This is a genomic window from Streptomyces sp. NPDC054770 (assembly GCF_053611985.1).
Genome location: NZ_JBSHBL010000039.1, coordinates 94927 through 110129 on the forward strand (window position 1 = coordinate 94927; position 15203 = coordinate 110129).

Here is a 15203-nt window from a genome sequence, read left to right on the forward strand (position 1 = left end):
CAGCAGAGGTGTCCGCCATGGCAAGCCTGGAACTCATCGCCGTCGTCGCCGTCGGCATCCTCCTGATGGGCTGGCTGTCGCGTCGTACCGGCCTGAGCGAACCGCTTCTGCTGCTCGGTGCGGGCTGCCTGGTGGGACTTGCACCGCCCTTCGCGTCGTTCGCGCTGTCCCCCGAGGTCGTCCTGTTCCTCTTTCTGCCCGCCCTGCTGTACTGGGAGGCGCTCACCTCCTCGGTGCGCGAGATCCGCGACAACTTCCGCAGCATCGCCCTGCAGTCCACCGGGCTGGTGCTGGCAACGGCCGTCGCCGTCGCGGCCGTCGCCCATGCGCTCGGCTACGGCTGGCCCGTCGCCTTCGTCCTCGGCGCCGTCCTGGCCCCGACCGACGCGGCGGCCGTCGCCGCGGTCGCCAGGGCCATGCCGCGCCGCATCCTGACCGTGCTGCGCACCGAGAGCCTGCTGAACGACGGCACCGCGCTGGTCCTGCTGGCCGTGGCCGTCGATGTCGTCACCGGCGAACGGCCCTTCTCCTGGTCGGGCACGGTCGTCGCCTTCGCCGCGTCCTACGCCGGCGGAATCCTGGCCGGCGGCGTGGTGGCCCTGCTCCTGGTCCCGGTCCGGCGCCGGCTGCCCGACCCGCTGCTGCACAGCGTGCTGAGCGTCGCCACCCCGTTCCTGGCCTATCTGCCCGCCGAACTCCTGCACGTGTCCGGCGTCCTCGCCGTCGTCACCTGCGGTCTGGTGACCACCCGGTTCGGCCCTCGTGTCATCGGTCCCGACGCCCGTATCCAGGCCGTCGCCTTCTGGGAGGTGGCCAGCTATCTGCTGAACAGCGCGCTGTTCGTCCTCGTCGGCATCCAACTTCCCTCGGCGGTGCGGGCCTTGACCTCCGTCTCCCTGGTCCGGGCGACGTTCGCCGCCCTCGCCGTGAGCGTCGCGGTGATCGGGACCCGGATCGCGTGGTTCTACTCGGTCCCCTATCTGGTCAGGCTCCTCGACCGGCGTCCCCGGCAGCGCGAGCGCCGTATCACCGGACGCCAGCGGCTGCCGCTGGCGTGGGCCGGGATGCGCGGCGCCATCTCGCTGGCCGCGGCGCTGACCGTGCCCGCCACGACCGCCGGAGGACATGTCGTCGGGCAGCGTGACGCCATCGTGTTCCTCACGACCGTCGTCATCGTGGTCACCCTCACGGTCCTCGGCCCCACGCTGCCGGCGGTGGTCCGCCGGGCCCGCTTCCCCGAGGACACCGACAAGGCGACGGAACTCACCCTCGTCCGCTGCCGGATGAGCAGCGCCGCGCTGCACGCGCTGCCGGAACTGGCCAGGAGGTTCGGGGTGGCCGAGCAGGACACCCGGCGCATGGTCCAGGACATCGAGGACCGTACGACCCCGGCGTCCGGCACCGCGCGCCGCCGGGAGGGCGTACGGCGACTCGAACTCGCCCTGCTCCAGGTCAAGCGGGACACCCTCACGGACCTGCGCGACGCCGGCCGTATCGACGACATCGTGCTGCGGACCGTCCAGCGCATGCTCGACGTGGAGGAGGTCCGGCTGAGGGGCAAGGCCGGTCCCCCGGCGGCCGGTTCCGACCCGACGTCATCCCGCGGCGGTGAGCGCTCCTAGGGCACTCGCCTGGGTCCGCCAGTCGGTCTGGTTCGGGCTGGTACCGGCCCAGCGCTCCCCGAGGGCGTTGAGGGAGGTCCGGTCCTGCGCCCACAGGGTGTCCGCCTGCTTCTGCACGTAACTCCGGTACGTGCCGGAGCCGGTGGCGGCCGCCAGGTCGGCGAGGTTCCGAATGAAGATGCCCTTGAACTGTTTCTGGTTGTCGTCGCAGGACGCCGATCCGGCGTCGCAGGACTCGGTGAGCACTCCGCCGACGGTCAGCGCCGAGTTGCCGATCGCAGCGTCGGCGAGGGTCCGTGCGGTGGCCAGCAGCGAGCTGTCCCCGGTGGACTTCCACAGTTCGGTGAAGCCGCCGATGGCCAGTCCCTGGTTGTAACTCCACACGGTGGAGCCGTTGTTGGTGCACGACGAGGTCAGGCCGTCGTTCACCAGACCCGAGGAGTCGATCATCCCGCTGGCCTTGTACCAGGCGGCGGACGTCGTCGCCCGCTGGAGCCACACGGTGTCGCCCGGGATGCGCTGGTGCAGTGCGGTGGTCAGCCAGAGGTACTGCCCGTTCGTCACCGCGTTCTTGTAGGTGCGCTCACGGTCCCACCACACGCCGCCGCCGCAGGTGCCGGTGTCCCAGTACTGCTGAACGTAGTCGGCGATGGTGACGGCCTCGTCGAGGTACCGGGAGTCGTGGGTGTAGTCGTACGCGTCGATCCAGGCGATGGCCCACCAGCCCGAGTCGTCGATGGACCGGCTGATGAAGTCGCCCTCGATCGCGTCCGAACTGCGCACCCCGGCGGCGAAGGTGCCCTTGTTCTGGTCGAAGGTGCGGGCGATGACCCAGTCGTAGTCGTGCGTGCCGGTGGTCCTCGCGAAGTCGACGAGGGCGGTGAGGGTGGCGGCCGAGTTCCACCAACTGCTGGGCCACCAGCCGTTGTAGGGGTCGTACGACGACATCAGGGCGTCCGCCGCCGCGCGCGCCCTGGTCGGTGCGGGTCTGACCCACGCGGTGCAGCTGCCCTCGTTGTGGCTCGCCTCCCGCCCGCAGGCGCGGACCGCACCGCCGTAGAGGAGTCCGCGCGGGTCGCGGGTGGCGTACATCGCGGTACGGGTGCCGGTGGCTCCGGACGGGGTGGCGGTACGGCCGAGAGAGGAACCGTCCGGCCAGGTCGAGCCGCCGTCCCAGGAGCGGTCGAGCCAGATCTCGTCACCGGCGCCACCGGTGTCGATGCTCGCCCAGGCCATGGAGTTCCGCTGGTCGACGTGCAGCCGGATGGTGCGGCCGTAGAGGGTGGTGGACGGGACCGGCTGGTCGTCGCCGGCCGCCTGGCCGGCGCTGGTGCCGTCGCAGAGGGTGTCGCAGACGGTGGGGTAGACCCAGTTCGTGCAGCCGACGCCCGCCGCGTCGCCGCAGGCCCGGACCAGCCCGCGGCGGTGGTCGCGGGGGTCGGTGATGTTGTACATCAGTGTCCTGGTGCCGGTCCAGGTGCCCGGGATGCTCGCCTTGCCGAGGAGTCCCTCCCAGGTGGCGCCGCCGTCCCAGGAGCGGTCCAGCCACACCGAGTCGCCGGTCACGCCGTCGTCGATGCTGGCCCACGCCATGTCGTCCGCGTCGGACACGTGCAGTTCCAGGCGGCGGCCGTTGAGGTCCTTGTCCGGTACCGGGAAGGTCTCCTGCCGGGCCTGCGAGGGGTCGAGCGTGTCGCAGGCCAGTACGCAGACCTGGGTGGCGGCGGACGCGGGTGTCGCGACCGGCACCAGGGCGGCGAACGCGAGCGCGGCCGCCAGCAGGAGGCCGAGAAGGCGTGGTGTGACAACGATGTCTGAGCTGCGTGAGGACACCGGGGAATCGCCTCGATTTCACGATGGGGGACGACGGTCGGCGCGCGTGACGGAGGCCGCGGGCTCTGGTCGAGCCGGGCCGGAATCGAGCACTGGTCCATACCTGTCTGCGAGGCAGTGAACCGGCTTGGCGAGGTCCTGTCAATGCCGCAAGGGCGCTCCGTCACAAGGGAGTTGAGAGGCGGCCGCGACGGGTTGACACCCGGTTTTCGGGCGCCCATCATCGGTGGAACTTCGGCGAGGCTCCTCGCGCATCCAGCTGCCACCACAGCCCCCGGGCCTCGCGCGGCACGAATTTGAATCGTTTCAGAACCTGCGTTCCCCTGGCACCCGCCCCCCACCCAGGAGGTTTCCATGCGCCGTCGCTCACCACTGAGCAGACCACCGGGCCGGCATCATCTGCTCGGCCTGGCCGTCGTCGCGGCCACCACGTTCGCCGCGGGCCCCGCTGCGTCCGCCGACTTCGCGCCGGCATCCGCCCCGGGAACCTCGACGGGCGTCCGGGCGGCGGCAGTCGACCCCCTGAACTACTCGCCGACCTCGCGCACCCTCGAGCCGACCGCCGTCTACCGCACGTCCGGCAGCGTCGCGAACCCGCAGAACGTGCTGAGCGGACAGTCGACCCGGATCTCCGGCTCGCAGTCGGCCATCACCCTCGACTTCGGCAAGGAGGTCGGCGGCACAACAACGTTGTCCTTCGGGAGTGCGAGCGACAGCGGTCAGCGGATCGGGCTGGCCTTCAGCGAGTCGTCCCTGTACGTGGGCAACAACAGCGACCGCAGCAGCGGCCGCGACGGCGAGGACGGGGCCCTCTACGCCACGGCCTCCGCCAACGGCACCTACACCGTGCCCACCGCCCAGCTCCGCGGCGGTTTCCGCTACTTGACGGTCTTCCTCGACACCTCGGGCTGGGTCGACCTCAAGGGCGTCAGCCTCGCCTTCACCGCGGCGCCCGGGAAGTCCGACCCGGCCGACTACCCCAACTACTTCCACTCCAGCGACGACCTGCTCAACCGCATCTGGTACGCCGGGGCCTACACGGTGCAGCTCGACACCATCGCCTCGGACCAGGGCCGCGCCTGGCCCCCGCCGGCCTCGACGTGGGACAACAGCGCGACCGTCGGCGTGGGCGACTCCGTCCTGGTCGACGGCGCCAAGCGCGACCGCACGGTGTGGCCAGGCGACATGGGCATCGCCGTACCCACGCAGTACGCATACTCGGGCGACCTCACCTCGACCCGCAACGCGCTCACGACGATGTACGACGCACAGTCGGCGGACGGTGAAATCCCCTGGTCGGGGCCGCCGTTCAACCTCACCGGCTCGGACACCTACCACACCTGGACGCTGCTGGGCACGTCGACGTACTACACGTACACCGCCGACCGGGCGTGGCTGGACTCGGAATGGGCGAACTACAAGCGCGGGATGGCCTTCATCACCAACAAGATCGACGGCAACAACCTGCTCGATGTGACCCGTACCCAGGACTGGGCCCGGGTCGGCCAGGGCGGGGAGAACATCTCCGCCAACGCCCTGCTGTACGCCGCGCTCAGGGGCGGCGCGACCCTGGCCACCGCCGAGGGCGACAGCGCGCTCGCCGCGAGCTGGACCGGCAAGGCGGACGCGATCAAGGCGGCGGCCAACTCCCGGCTGTGGGACGCCTCGAAGGGCATGTACAAGGACAACCCCACCAGCGGTCTTTACCCGCAGGACGGCAACTCCCTCGCGGTCTGGTACGGGTTGACCGATTCCGCGGCCAAGGCGCGGAGCGTCGTCACGGGGCTCGGGAAGAACTGGGGCGCGTACGGCCCCACCACCCCCGAATGGGGCGGCAACGTCTCGCCGTTCGCGGGCGGCATGGAGCTCAACGCCCGCTTCACGGCGAACGACGACTACACCGCCCTGGACCAGATCCGGCGCACCTGGGGTCACATGCTCGACAGCGACATCGGCACGAAGAGCACCTTCTGGGAGGGCGTCAAGGCCGACGGCGGGCTCGCCTACGGCGGTTCGTTCATGAGCCTGGCCCACGGCTGGTCGACCGCGCCCACCTCCACGCTCACCTTCGACGTACTCGGCACCGCACCGGAGTCGGCGACCGGCGGCTACCGCTTCGTCCCGCACCCCGGTGACCTGACCGGCGCCGAGGGCCGGATCACCCTGTCCCAGGGCGCAGTCGACGCCTCCTGGTCGCGCGACCCCGCCGCCGGCACCTACTCGGCACACCTGACCAGCCCGTCCGGCACCAGCGGCCGTATCGGCGTCCCGAAGTTCGGCGGCGGCAACGTCTCGGTCTCCGTGAACGGCACCGTCGTCTGGAGCAACGGCTCCTTCACCCCCGCCTCCGGCATCACCGGCGCGAGCCAGGACGACACCTACGTCTACCTCACCGGCGTCGCCCCGGGCAGCTACACCGTGACCGCCACCGGCCTCGGCAACCCGGCCGCATCCGCCGACCCCGCCACCACCGGCACGCTGCGCCCGGGCTACACGCGATGCGCGGGCGAGGGCGGCACCTGCTCCTTCAGCGGCACCCGCTCGGTGGCCTACGGCGCCGGGACGTACACGTACAAGACGGTGACGAGCAGCACCGCCTGCACCAGCGACTCCTTCGGCGGCGACCCGGCGCCGAATCTCGTGAAGTCCTGCTACGTCGCCGACGCGGGCGGTCCGCCCGGCTACACCGTCTGCGCGGCCGAGAACGCCACCTGCGCCGTACCCGGCTACAACCGGGACGTCGTCTACGGCGCCAACGGCAACTTCGTGCACCAGGTCGCCAACGGCTCCGTCACCTGCTCCAACGCACACTTCGGCGATCCCGTCGACGGCGTCGCCAAGTCCTGCTACCTGCCGTCCGCCGGGGCACCGGCCGGCGGCTGGACCAAGTGCGCGGACCAGAACGGCACCTGCCCGGCCGCCGCCGGACAGCCGGTGATGTACGGCGCGTTCGGGGCGTTCACCACGCTCACGGCCACCGGCGACACCCCGTGCACCGACGCGAAGTTCGGCGATCCGATCCCCGGCGAGTCGAAGGCCTGCTACACCGCCACCGGTGGCCCGGCCGGGTACGCCACGAACTGCTCGGACGAGACCGGGACCTGCGCCTTCAGCGGACAGCAGACCGTGGCCTACGGCGCCCGGGGCACCTTCGTCTACCGCACGTTCACCGGCGGAACCGCTTGCACGACCGCCGCATTCGGCGGCACGGACCCGCTGCCGGGCGTACGGAAGGGCTGTTACCTCGCTTCCTGAGGACTCCGGCAGCCCGCCCGGGTCCGTTGGGCGGGCTGCCGGTTCACTCGGGGTGCGCCACCGCCTCCCTCTGGAGCTGCACCGCCGCGAGCAGGCTCAGCGTCGGCTCCGCCTGGCGCAGTGCCTTCACCGCGGCGACCGAGCCGATGTCTCCGGCGAAGCCGACGGCGGCCAGCCGGGAGCGGACCCAGCGGGCGCGCAGCTGGGTGTCGGTGGCGGAGGCGGTGGACTCCACGAGTGCGGCGGCGCGCTCCAGGCCCGGGCGCTCCTCCGGCGAGGCCGTGGCCAGTGCCTGGCGCAGGTCCGCCGCGACCACGTGCGCGTCGCGGATGGCCAGCACGAAGGTGTTCTTCTTGCTCAGTCCCGTGATTCCTGTCATGAGGATCAGCCTGACGGCCGTGTTCCGTGCGTGCCAAGCGACTTGAGGAGTCTCAGAGGAGCGGTGTCAGCTGCTGGGCACGGTGTCCTCGAACGTGGTGCCCGCGCCGCGGTATGCCGCCACCTCGGCGGCGACCTGTGCCGGTGTGAGGACCTGGTCCTTGACGTGCAGGACGTAGTCGACCTGCTCGTCGTAGGCCCGCGCGGTGGAGCTGGTCAGGCCGCTGAAGTCGATCAGCCACTGGTTGAAGTTGATCGACATCGGCCGCTCCGGCAGGTACGCGGCGTCATGGGTGCCGAAGAGCTGTCCGTCGATGTAGTACTTGATGTTGTTGTTGTCGATGGTCAGCACCAGGTCGTGCCAGCCGTCGTAGCTCTGCCGGCCCTCGGTGTGCTGGTTGACCGCCACCCACGGGTCGGGCTGGTAGGTCTCCCAGGACGTCGTGTAGAGGATGTTCGACGACTCGCCCCAGCCGCCGTTGGGGAGGTACTCGAAGTCGTACTCGGAGTAGTCGTCCGCCATCGGCGCGGTGAGGTCGTTGATGGTGAAGAACGTCTGGACGAGGTGGTCGCCGTCCGGGCCGTACGTGGGCGCGTCGCTGAACTTGACCCGGGCCGCGTAGGTGCCGTTCTTGAACTTCCGTGCGTTGGTGACGACTTCGGTCTGCTTGGTGCTCTCGCCGGTGCCCGCGGTCGAGGTCTCCAGGTTCATGACGGAGTTGCCGCCGGTGGTGGCGAAGGTGACGTTCCCGGGCGCCCAGGTGGCCCCGGACACGCCGGGGCCGCCGGAGGTGGAGCGCACGCTCCAGCCGTGCGCCGAGATCTTCGGGTCGTTGTAGGAGCTGTAGTTGAAGTCGTCGAACAGCGTGGCGCCGGTGGCCGGAGGGTCGGTCGGCGGGTCGGTGGGCGGGTCCGTCGGGTCGTTCCCGGCGGGGGCCTGGCCCCACAGGGTGGTGCCGGACAGCTGCGCGGTGACCTTGGACCAGTCGCCGTAGGAGGTCTGGGAGGCGCCGAAGGAGTAGTCGTCGCTCTGGACCAGTGGCTGCCACGTGGACTGGTAGAAGCGCAGCTGCATGTCGCCGGTGTCGGCGCCCGGGGCGAGGGTGCCGGCGCCGGAGGCGAAGCCGATCTCCAGGTAGCGGTCGGCCGTGGCGGTCGGGTTGGTGAGCGTGCCGAAGGTGCCGGTGACGTTGGCGCAGCTCCTGACGGCCCAGGAACAGGCGAAGCGGTAGGTGGCGCTCGCCGAGTCGGCCTTGAAGTAGTAGCGGATCCTGACGTTCGCGAGTTGCACGGTCGTGGTGCCGGTGTTTTTCACCTTGAACCAGGGTTCGGCCTGGTCGGCGGTGGCTCCGGTGGCGCTCGTTCGGTACTGGACGCTCAGTCCGTCGCCGGCCGCGCTCGCGGTGGCCGGGAGTGCGGTGAGCGCTGCGGCGCCCATGGCCACCACGACGGCGGCGGATGCGGCGCGCAGCCGGTGCTTCGCGAATCTCATGGTTGTTCCTCTCCAGAAGGTGGGGTGATTCCGGAACGGGACAGGGCGTGGGGTTGGGTCAGGGGTGGTGTGCGGGGCGGTACCGGACGCCGAGCGCGTCGAGCCGGGCGGAGTGCCCGTCGAGGCGGGAGCGGAAGTCGGCCCAGTTGGTGGGGCCGCTCCAGGCGCGGTCGGCGAGGGCACACAACCGCGGGTAGGTGAGGTACTCGATGTGGGCGGGCGTCGTGACGAACTCGGTCCACAGCTGGGCCTGGGTGCCGAGCACCCGCCCGGCCACGTCCGGGTCCGCGTCCTCGGGCACGGGATCGTGGGCGTGCACGGCGCGCAGGTCGACGACACCGCCGAGCTGGGCCGGCGGCTCGTGCGGGTCGGCGGTCTGGGCGTAGTCGAGGTAGGTGGCCCGGTGGTACGCGCTGACGACGGGGTGGCCTCGGCGTGCCGCCGTCAGGGTGTGGGACGCGTCGCGCCAGGTCATCACGGTGAAGTCGAGGGGCAGTTCGGCACCGGTCTCGGCCCAGCCGACCGGGCGGCGGCCACGCCGGACGAGGAACTCGCCGATCTGCCCGAGGAACCAGCCGTGCAGGGCCTCGGGGTTCGGCAGGCCCTCCGCCGACGCCCGTTCGCGGGCGGCGGCGCTGTGCGTCCACTCGGTGGTGGGGCACTCCTCGCCGCCGATGTGGATGTACGGCGAGGGGAAGACGTCCATGACCTCGTCGAGGACATCGCGGCAGAAGTCGAGGACCTCGTCGTGGACGCCGAGGACGGTGTCGCACACTCCCCAGCGGGTCCAGACGTCAAGGCTGCGCTCCGGCTGGTTGCCCAGTCCGGGATAGGCGGCGAGGGCCGCGCGTACGTGTCCGGGCATCTCGATCTCCGGCATGACGGTGACGCCGCGAGCGGCCGCGTACCGGACCAGGCCGCTCAGTTCGGCCCGCGTGTACGACCCTCCGTGCGGGACGCCGTCGAACGTGCCGCTGCCGGCCTGGCCCTGCTGCGACTCGACACGATGACCGCCGATCTCGGTGAGCTTGGGACGGGCGGTGACCGGCATCCGCCAGCCCTGGTCGTCGGTGAGGTGAAGATGGAACACGCTGATCTTGTGCAGGGCCAGCAGGTCGACGTAGCGGCGCAGGTAGGAGACTGGCTGGAAGTGGCGGGCCACGTCCAGCATCGCGCCGCGCCAGGGGTGACGCGGGACGTCGGTGATCTCGGTGCAGGGCAGCAGCCACTGCGTGTCGGGCCGCGGGTTCTCCGACAGGACCTCAGGGGGGAGGAGCTGACGGATGGTCTGGATGCCGCGCAGGAGGCCGGTGAGGTGCGCGGCGCGCAGCAGCACGGTGTGCGGGGCGACGGTGAGCTCGTACCCTTCGTCGCCGAGACCGGTGAGCCCGGGGGCGAGTGCCAGGGTGAACTGTCCGTCCGGGGACGGTCGCAGGGGCAGCCCGGTGGCGGGGGCGAGCAGGGTGCGCAGCAGTTCGGCGGCCGGTTCGGCGCCCGCTCCGATGTGCAGCGCGGTGTCGGCGTCGAGCGTGAAGTGCCCGGGCCGGAGTACCGCTCTGGCGGGGCGTGGGACGAGGGAGAGCGCAGATCGGTGTGCGGGCATGGGTCGCCTCCGGGAGCGGGTCGCGTGGGGGGCCGGTGTGTGGTCAGCCCTTGACCGCGCCGGCCGCGAAGCCGGCGGTGACATGGCGCTGGAGCAGCAGGAACACCACGAGTGCCGGGGCAGCGAAGAGGGTCGAGGCAGCCATGGTGGCGCCCCAGTCGGTCCCGAAGACGTTCTGGAACGAGGACAGCCAGACGGGCAGGGTGCGATGGTCCTGCTGCTTGATGATCAGGAAGTTGGCGTACGCGAACTCGTTCCAGGCGGTGATGTAGCCGAACAGCGAGGTCGCCATCAGGCCCGGGGCAAGGAGCGGGAACGCTATATGCCGAAATGCGCCGAGCCGGGTGCAGCCGTCGACCTGGGCGGACTCCTCCAGCTCCGGCGGGATCGTGCCGATGAAGCCGCGCAGCACGATGACGGTGAAGGGCAGCGTCATCATGAAGTAGACGAGGGTCAGGGTCGGCAGCCGGTCGAGCATGTCGGTGTCCCGGGAGATGATGTACACCGGGATGATCAGTGACTCCCAGGGCGCCATCTGGGCGATGAAGACCATGAGCATGAACTGACGGCGCCCCTTCCATCGCATCCGGGCGACCGCGTACGCGGCGCCGAGCGCGACGACGAGGGCGAGCAGGACGGCGCTCAGCGTGACGAGGATGCTGTTGCGCCAGAACAGGCCGAAGCCGGCGGCGCCGACGGCGGTGCGGAAGTGGTCGAGCGTCCAGCTCTCCGGGACGATCCGGGGGTTGTCGGACTGGATGTCACGGGTCGGGGTGAACGCGGTGGCGACCATCCAGTAGACCGGGAACAGACAGACCACGACCGTGAGGACGGCGGCGGCGTTCAGGGGCAGGCGGCGGATGCGGGGCCGGGTGGTGCTCATGCGAGCTCGTCCTCCTGGCGGAACATCTGGCGGAAGTAGAGGACCAGCACGCCCGACATCAGTACGACGGTGACCATGGAGGCCGCCGAGCCGAGGTCGTAGCGCTGGCTCGACAGGGCGGTCTGCACCGCGTACACGGGCAGGATCGTGGTCGCGTCGCCGGGCCCGCCGTTGGTCATCACCCAGATCTGGACGAAGGCCTTGAACGTCCAGATTACTTCGAGCGAGAGCACCAGCAGGAAGATCGGCCGGACGATCGGGAGGGTGATGGAGCGGAAGATCCGCGGCCCCGACGCCCCGTCGAGCCGCGCCGACTCGTACAGCTCGGCGGGGACGGTGGTGAGGGCCGAGTACAGGGTGATCGCGGCGAACGGCACGGACTGCCACACGACGAGGACGACCACGATGGCGAATGCGGCCGGGCCGTGCGCGAACCAGGGGTAGCGGTGGAAGGACTCGAACCCCAGGTCGGTCAGGACCGCGTTGACGATGCCGAACTCCGAGTGGAACAGCCACTGGAAGACGGTGGTCGCCGCGATGACGGGCATCGCCCAGGTCAGTACGAGTGCGCTGAGGACTGCGGTCCGGCCGAAGCGGCCGAGGCGTTCGACCATGAGCGCGACCAGCGTGGACAGCACCATGATCAGTACGACGTTGACCGCCATGAAGAGGAAGGTGCGGCGCACCACCTCCCAGAAGCGGTCGTCGCCCAGCAGCGTCTCGTAGTTCCTGAATCCGACGAACCGCGCGTCGCCCAGGATGAGCTGGCGCAGGCCGAAGTCCTGGAGCGAGATCGCCACGGCGCGGACCAGGGGATAGACGAGCAGGTAGAGCGTGCCGAGGACAGCGGGCGCGATCAGGAGGTAGGGCCAGATCCCGCGGCCGGCGGCCGTCGACGGGCGGCCCCTGCCCGCGGTGGTGGACCGCCGGGCCGGCCGGGTGGTGAGTGGGGGGCGGGACGCGGTCTGGTCTCGGACTGCCGGCACGGCACTCCTCCTTCCCGTGCGTCGATGACGGTTCAGGAGCCGGAGTTCATCGCCGCGGTGATGGCGTCGGACGCCGTGGTGGCCGCCTTCCGCACATCGCCTCCGGTGAGCACGGCGGTCATGTAGTCCTTGATCGGGTTCTTGGCCTCGACGGCCGCCCAGCCGGGTGTGTTGGGCGTGGCGTGGCCCTCGGCGGCGCCGACCGCCATGGCCGCGGCGCCCGGGTCGGAGGCGACCGCGGGGGCCAGGGTGGTCTTGTTCGGGACGTAGCTCATGGCGAGGGCGAGCTTCTTCTGCCAGGTGTCGCCGGTGAGCTCCTTGATGAAGGTGAAGGCCGCGTCCTGCTTGGTGGAGGCCGTGGGGATGACGAGGTCGGAGCCGCCGGTGAAGACCGCGCCTGGTGTGCCGGCGGTCTTGCCCGGGATCGGGAAGAAGCCGAGCTTGCCCTTGAGCGCGGGGTTGTTCTGGATGACGACGTTGGCGCCGCCGGGTGTCGCGACGACCTGGGCGACCTTGCCCTTGGCCATGACGTCCGCCTGCGGGGGGTTGGCCTCGTCGGCGTCCTTGGGACCTCTGCCGAGGGCCTGGAGCTTCTTGTAGAACTCCATGCCCCGGATCGCCTCGGGGGTGTCCAGGCTGCCCTTCCACTTGCCGCCGGACTCGGTGGCGAGGTCGCCGCCCTCGTCCCAGACGAAGCCCGCGAAGGTGTACCAGTTCTGGCCGGGCAGGTAGATGCCCTGCGTGCCACCGGTGTTGAGCTTCTCGGTGGCGGCGATCCACTGGTCGCGGGTCTTGATGGCGGTGGCATCGATGTCCGCCTTCCTGAAGAGGTCGGTGCGGTAGATGACGACGCGGTTGGCGGCGTAGTAGGGGATGCCGTACTGCTTGCCCTCGTAGGAGCCCGGCTCGGCGAGGCCCTTGAGCCAGTTCTGCCCGCCGAGTTCGCCGACCTTGGCGCTGAGGTCGAGCAGCCCGCCGCTCTGCGCGAACTGGGCGACCTGGGTGTTGCCGGTCTCGATGACGTCGGGTGCGTCGTTGCTGGCGAGGGCCGCCGTGACCTTCTCGCCGATCCCGTCCCACTCCTGGATCTGCACCTTGACCCTGATGTCGGGGTGAGCGGCCTCGAAGCCCTTGACGAACTCGCTCTGGAACCGTGCCGAGACGCTGTCGCGCATCAGCCACACGTCGATGGTGGTGCCTTTGCCGGAGCTGTCGCCGGAGGAATCGGAGGAGCTACTGCACGCGCTGAGCCCGGCCGTCATGAGGAGCGCGGACACACCGGCAAACAAGCGGAGCTTCACGGTTCACCTCTGGAGGACATGACCTGACCACCTGACCAGTGAAGTCCACTGGACAGCTCACCTCTTGATGTGGGGATGAAGGTGGCATAGACCAATTGAGGCGTCAACCCCCCGCGCGTCAACCGGCTTTGGTGCGCAGGCCAGCAGATATCCGGATGGCCATCGCACGGTGGCCGTTACACTTCCCAGACCAAGAGGGCGGTTGCAGGCGACCACTGGTCAACTGGTCAACTGAGATTCCGGGCAAGAGGGAGTGCGACATGCCGGTCGACGAACCAGGTGCGGTACTCAAACGGGAGCGAGTGCGCGACTTCCTCCTCGACCTGGTCGAGTCACAGCGCCCGGGAGACGCGATCCCCTCCGAGCGCGCTCTCTGCGCCCGCCTGGGTGTGTCCCGTCCGACCCTGCGCGCGGCGGCCGACGAACTGGTCGCCGCGGGGCTGCTGGTACGGGAACACGGGCGCGGTATGTTCGTAGCACCCGAGAAGATCACCCAGGAACTCGTCTCCGGGCAGCAGGCCATGACCGTGCCCCGGGCCGCCGGAACCTGGTCGAGCCGGCTGCTGGAGTTCACCACCATCCCGGCGGGCGCGCGCGTGGGCCGCAAGCTGCGCATCTCCCCCGCCGCCGAGATCGTCTACGTGGCACGGCTGCGCCTGGTCGACGGTGCCCCGATGGCCATCGAGCACCTGCACATCAAGGCCGACCTGGTCCCCGCCCTGTCCGCCGGCGAACTGGAGGCCGGCGACCTGTACGAGCACCTGCGCGAACAGCACGACGTGCACGTCCGGGAAGCCGTACAGGCGATCGAGCCGACTGTCGTCACCCGGGCCGAGGCCGAACTGCTCGACGTGCCCGAACTGTCCCCGGCACTGCTCTTCGAACGGCTCACCTCGGACACCGCGGGTCAGCCCATCGAGTACGTCCACTCGGTCTACCGCGGAGACCGCTACCGCATCGTCTCCCGGCTCACCCTAGGCCCCTCGACCACGGTGCCGTCGGCCGGCGTCGGACACCACCCCGGCATCCCGCCGGGCGACTTCGCGCACGGCGACACCGTCACGTCCTCCACGCGCGGCGACATCCAGTCGGCACCGTGAGCCACGGCGGGCAGGCCTACAGTTCTCCCGGCCGGCCGTAGCGGTAGAAGAACGGGCCGATCTGGCCGGCCAGCGCGCGGATGAGACCGGAGCCGTCCTCCAGCAGCCGCGCTCCCGGATCGAGGTCGCCGACATACACGGGGTCGAAGCCGGCGTCGGCGATGAGCCGGGCGGTGACGTCCTTCGCGTCCGGTTCGGCCGCGTACAGGTTGCTCGGTGTCACGCGCTGCTCGCCGATCAGCTCGTACGCGGACGCGAAGACCGTGTTGAACGCCTTCGCCGTCGGGCCGCCGACGACGGACTTCACCTGATGTGCGAGCGACGGGAAAGCGTCGTCGCGCTCGGCATAGAGGTTGGTCACGTCGACGGTCACCTGGCCGTGCAGCCCGGTGACACCGTGCAGCGCCGCGCCGATGAGGTGGTCGGGGACGGCCACGACGACGATGTCCGCGGCCGCGGCATCGCCTCCGTCCCGGCCCAGGGTCCTGACCTCGTGGCCGGCCGTCGCCCACAGCCGGGCCAGGCCGCCGCCGACCCGCCCTCGTCCGATCACCGTGATGTTCATGTCGGGTCCTCTCAAGTCCGCAAGTCCGCAAGTCCGCAGGACGGATGGAGGCGTGGCGGGGGGAGAACGGCACCGGCCGCGCTCGCCCCCCGAGCCCGCCCGGGGGTGAGATTGGCGGGGGGGGGGGGGGGTGTGGGGTGGGGGGCCGCTTTGGGGGGGGGGGCCGCCCGGGGACGGGCGACCCC

11 protein-coding genes are annotated in these 15203 nt (G+C 70.5%); 3 read left to right on the forward strand and 8 right to left on the reverse strand.

Going from position 1 to position 15203, the window contains the following annotated elements; translation table 11 throughout:
* Positions 1-17 precede the first annotated feature (17 nt).
* Entirely contained in the window at positions 18-1622 is a 1605-nt protein-coding gene (locus tag ACWGKQ_RS29895) for a Na+/H+ antiporter (RefSeq protein ID WP_453295102.1), read from the forward strand.
* Here ACWGKQ_RS29895 and ACWGKQ_RS29900 read toward each other — a convergent pair.
* Complete coding sequence (locus ACWGKQ_RS29900; protein ID WP_453295114.1) at positions 1596-3215, reverse strand: glycoside hydrolase family 76 protein; 1620 nt, start codon at positions 3213-3215, stop codon at positions 1596-1598. The genes ACWGKQ_RS29895 and ACWGKQ_RS29900 overlap by 27 nt on opposite strands.
* Before the next feature lie 594 nt (positions 3216-3809).
* Between ACWGKQ_RS29900 and ACWGKQ_RS29905 the strand changes: the two genes are divergently transcribed.
* Entirely contained in the window at positions 3810-6710 is a 2901-nt protein-coding gene (locus ACWGKQ_RS29905; RefSeq protein WP_453295103.1) for an alpha-L-rhamnosidase-related protein, read from the forward strand.
* Between the two features lie 43 nt (positions 6711-6753).
* Here the strand turns inward: ACWGKQ_RS29905 and ACWGKQ_RS29910 are convergent, their stop codons facing one another.
* The 6 genes from ACWGKQ_RS29910 to ACWGKQ_RS29935 form a co-directional block, all read right to left on the reverse strand.
* The gene (locus ACWGKQ_RS29910) at positions 6754-7089 is read right to left on the reverse strand and encodes a hypothetical protein (RefSeq protein WP_453295104.1); all 336 of its coding nucleotides are present in this window, start codon (positions 7087-7089) and stop codon (positions 6754-6756) included.
* Between the two features lie 66 nt (positions 7090-7155).
* Positions 7156-8580, reverse strand: a complete 1425-nt coding sequence (locus ACWGKQ_RS29915; protein WP_453295105.1) for a cellulose binding domain-containing protein — start codon at positions 8578-8580, stop codon at positions 7156-7158.
* A 58-nt stretch (positions 8581-8638) separates the two neighbouring features.
* Positions 8639-10183: a beta-N-acetylhexosaminidase gene (locus ACWGKQ_RS29920; RefSeq protein ID WP_453295106.1), complete on the reverse strand. Its 1545-nt coding sequence runs from the start codon at positions 10181-10183 to the stop codon at positions 8639-8641.
* Between the two features lie 43 nt (positions 10184-10226).
* A complete protein-coding gene (locus tag ACWGKQ_RS29925; RefSeq protein ID WP_453295107.1) occupies positions 10227-11066 on the reverse strand; it encodes a carbohydrate ABC transporter permease in 840 nt (279 codons plus the stop codon).
* A complete protein-coding gene (locus tag ACWGKQ_RS29930; protein ID WP_453295108.1) occupies positions 11063-12052 on the reverse strand; it encodes a carbohydrate ABC transporter permease in 990 nt (329 codons plus the stop codon). Before ACWGKQ_RS29930 ends, ACWGKQ_RS29925 begins: the two co-directional genes overlap by 4 nt.
* Before the next feature lie 32 nt (positions 12053-12084).
* Positions 12085-13353, reverse strand: coding sequence for an extracellular solute-binding protein (locus tag ACWGKQ_RS29935; RefSeq protein WP_453295109.1), 1269 nt, complete (start codon positions 13351-13353; stop codon positions 12085-12087).
* 260 nt (positions 13354-13613) lie between these two features.
* On the opposite strand from ACWGKQ_RS29935, the gene ACWGKQ_RS29940 reads away from it, so the two are divergent.
* The gene (locus tag ACWGKQ_RS29940; protein ID WP_453295110.1) at positions 13614-14453 is read left to right on the forward strand and encodes a GntR family transcriptional regulator; all 840 of its coding nucleotides are present in this window, start codon (positions 13614-13616) and stop codon (positions 14451-14453) included.
* Positions 14454-14469: 16 nt separating this feature from the next.
* On the opposite strand, the gene ACWGKQ_RS29945 is transcribed toward ACWGKQ_RS29940, so the two are convergent.
* Entirely contained in the window at positions 14470-15018 is a 549-nt protein-coding gene (locus ACWGKQ_RS29945) for a dinucleotide-binding protein (protein ID WP_453295111.1), read from the reverse strand.
* Positions 15019-15203 lie beyond the last annotated feature (185 nt).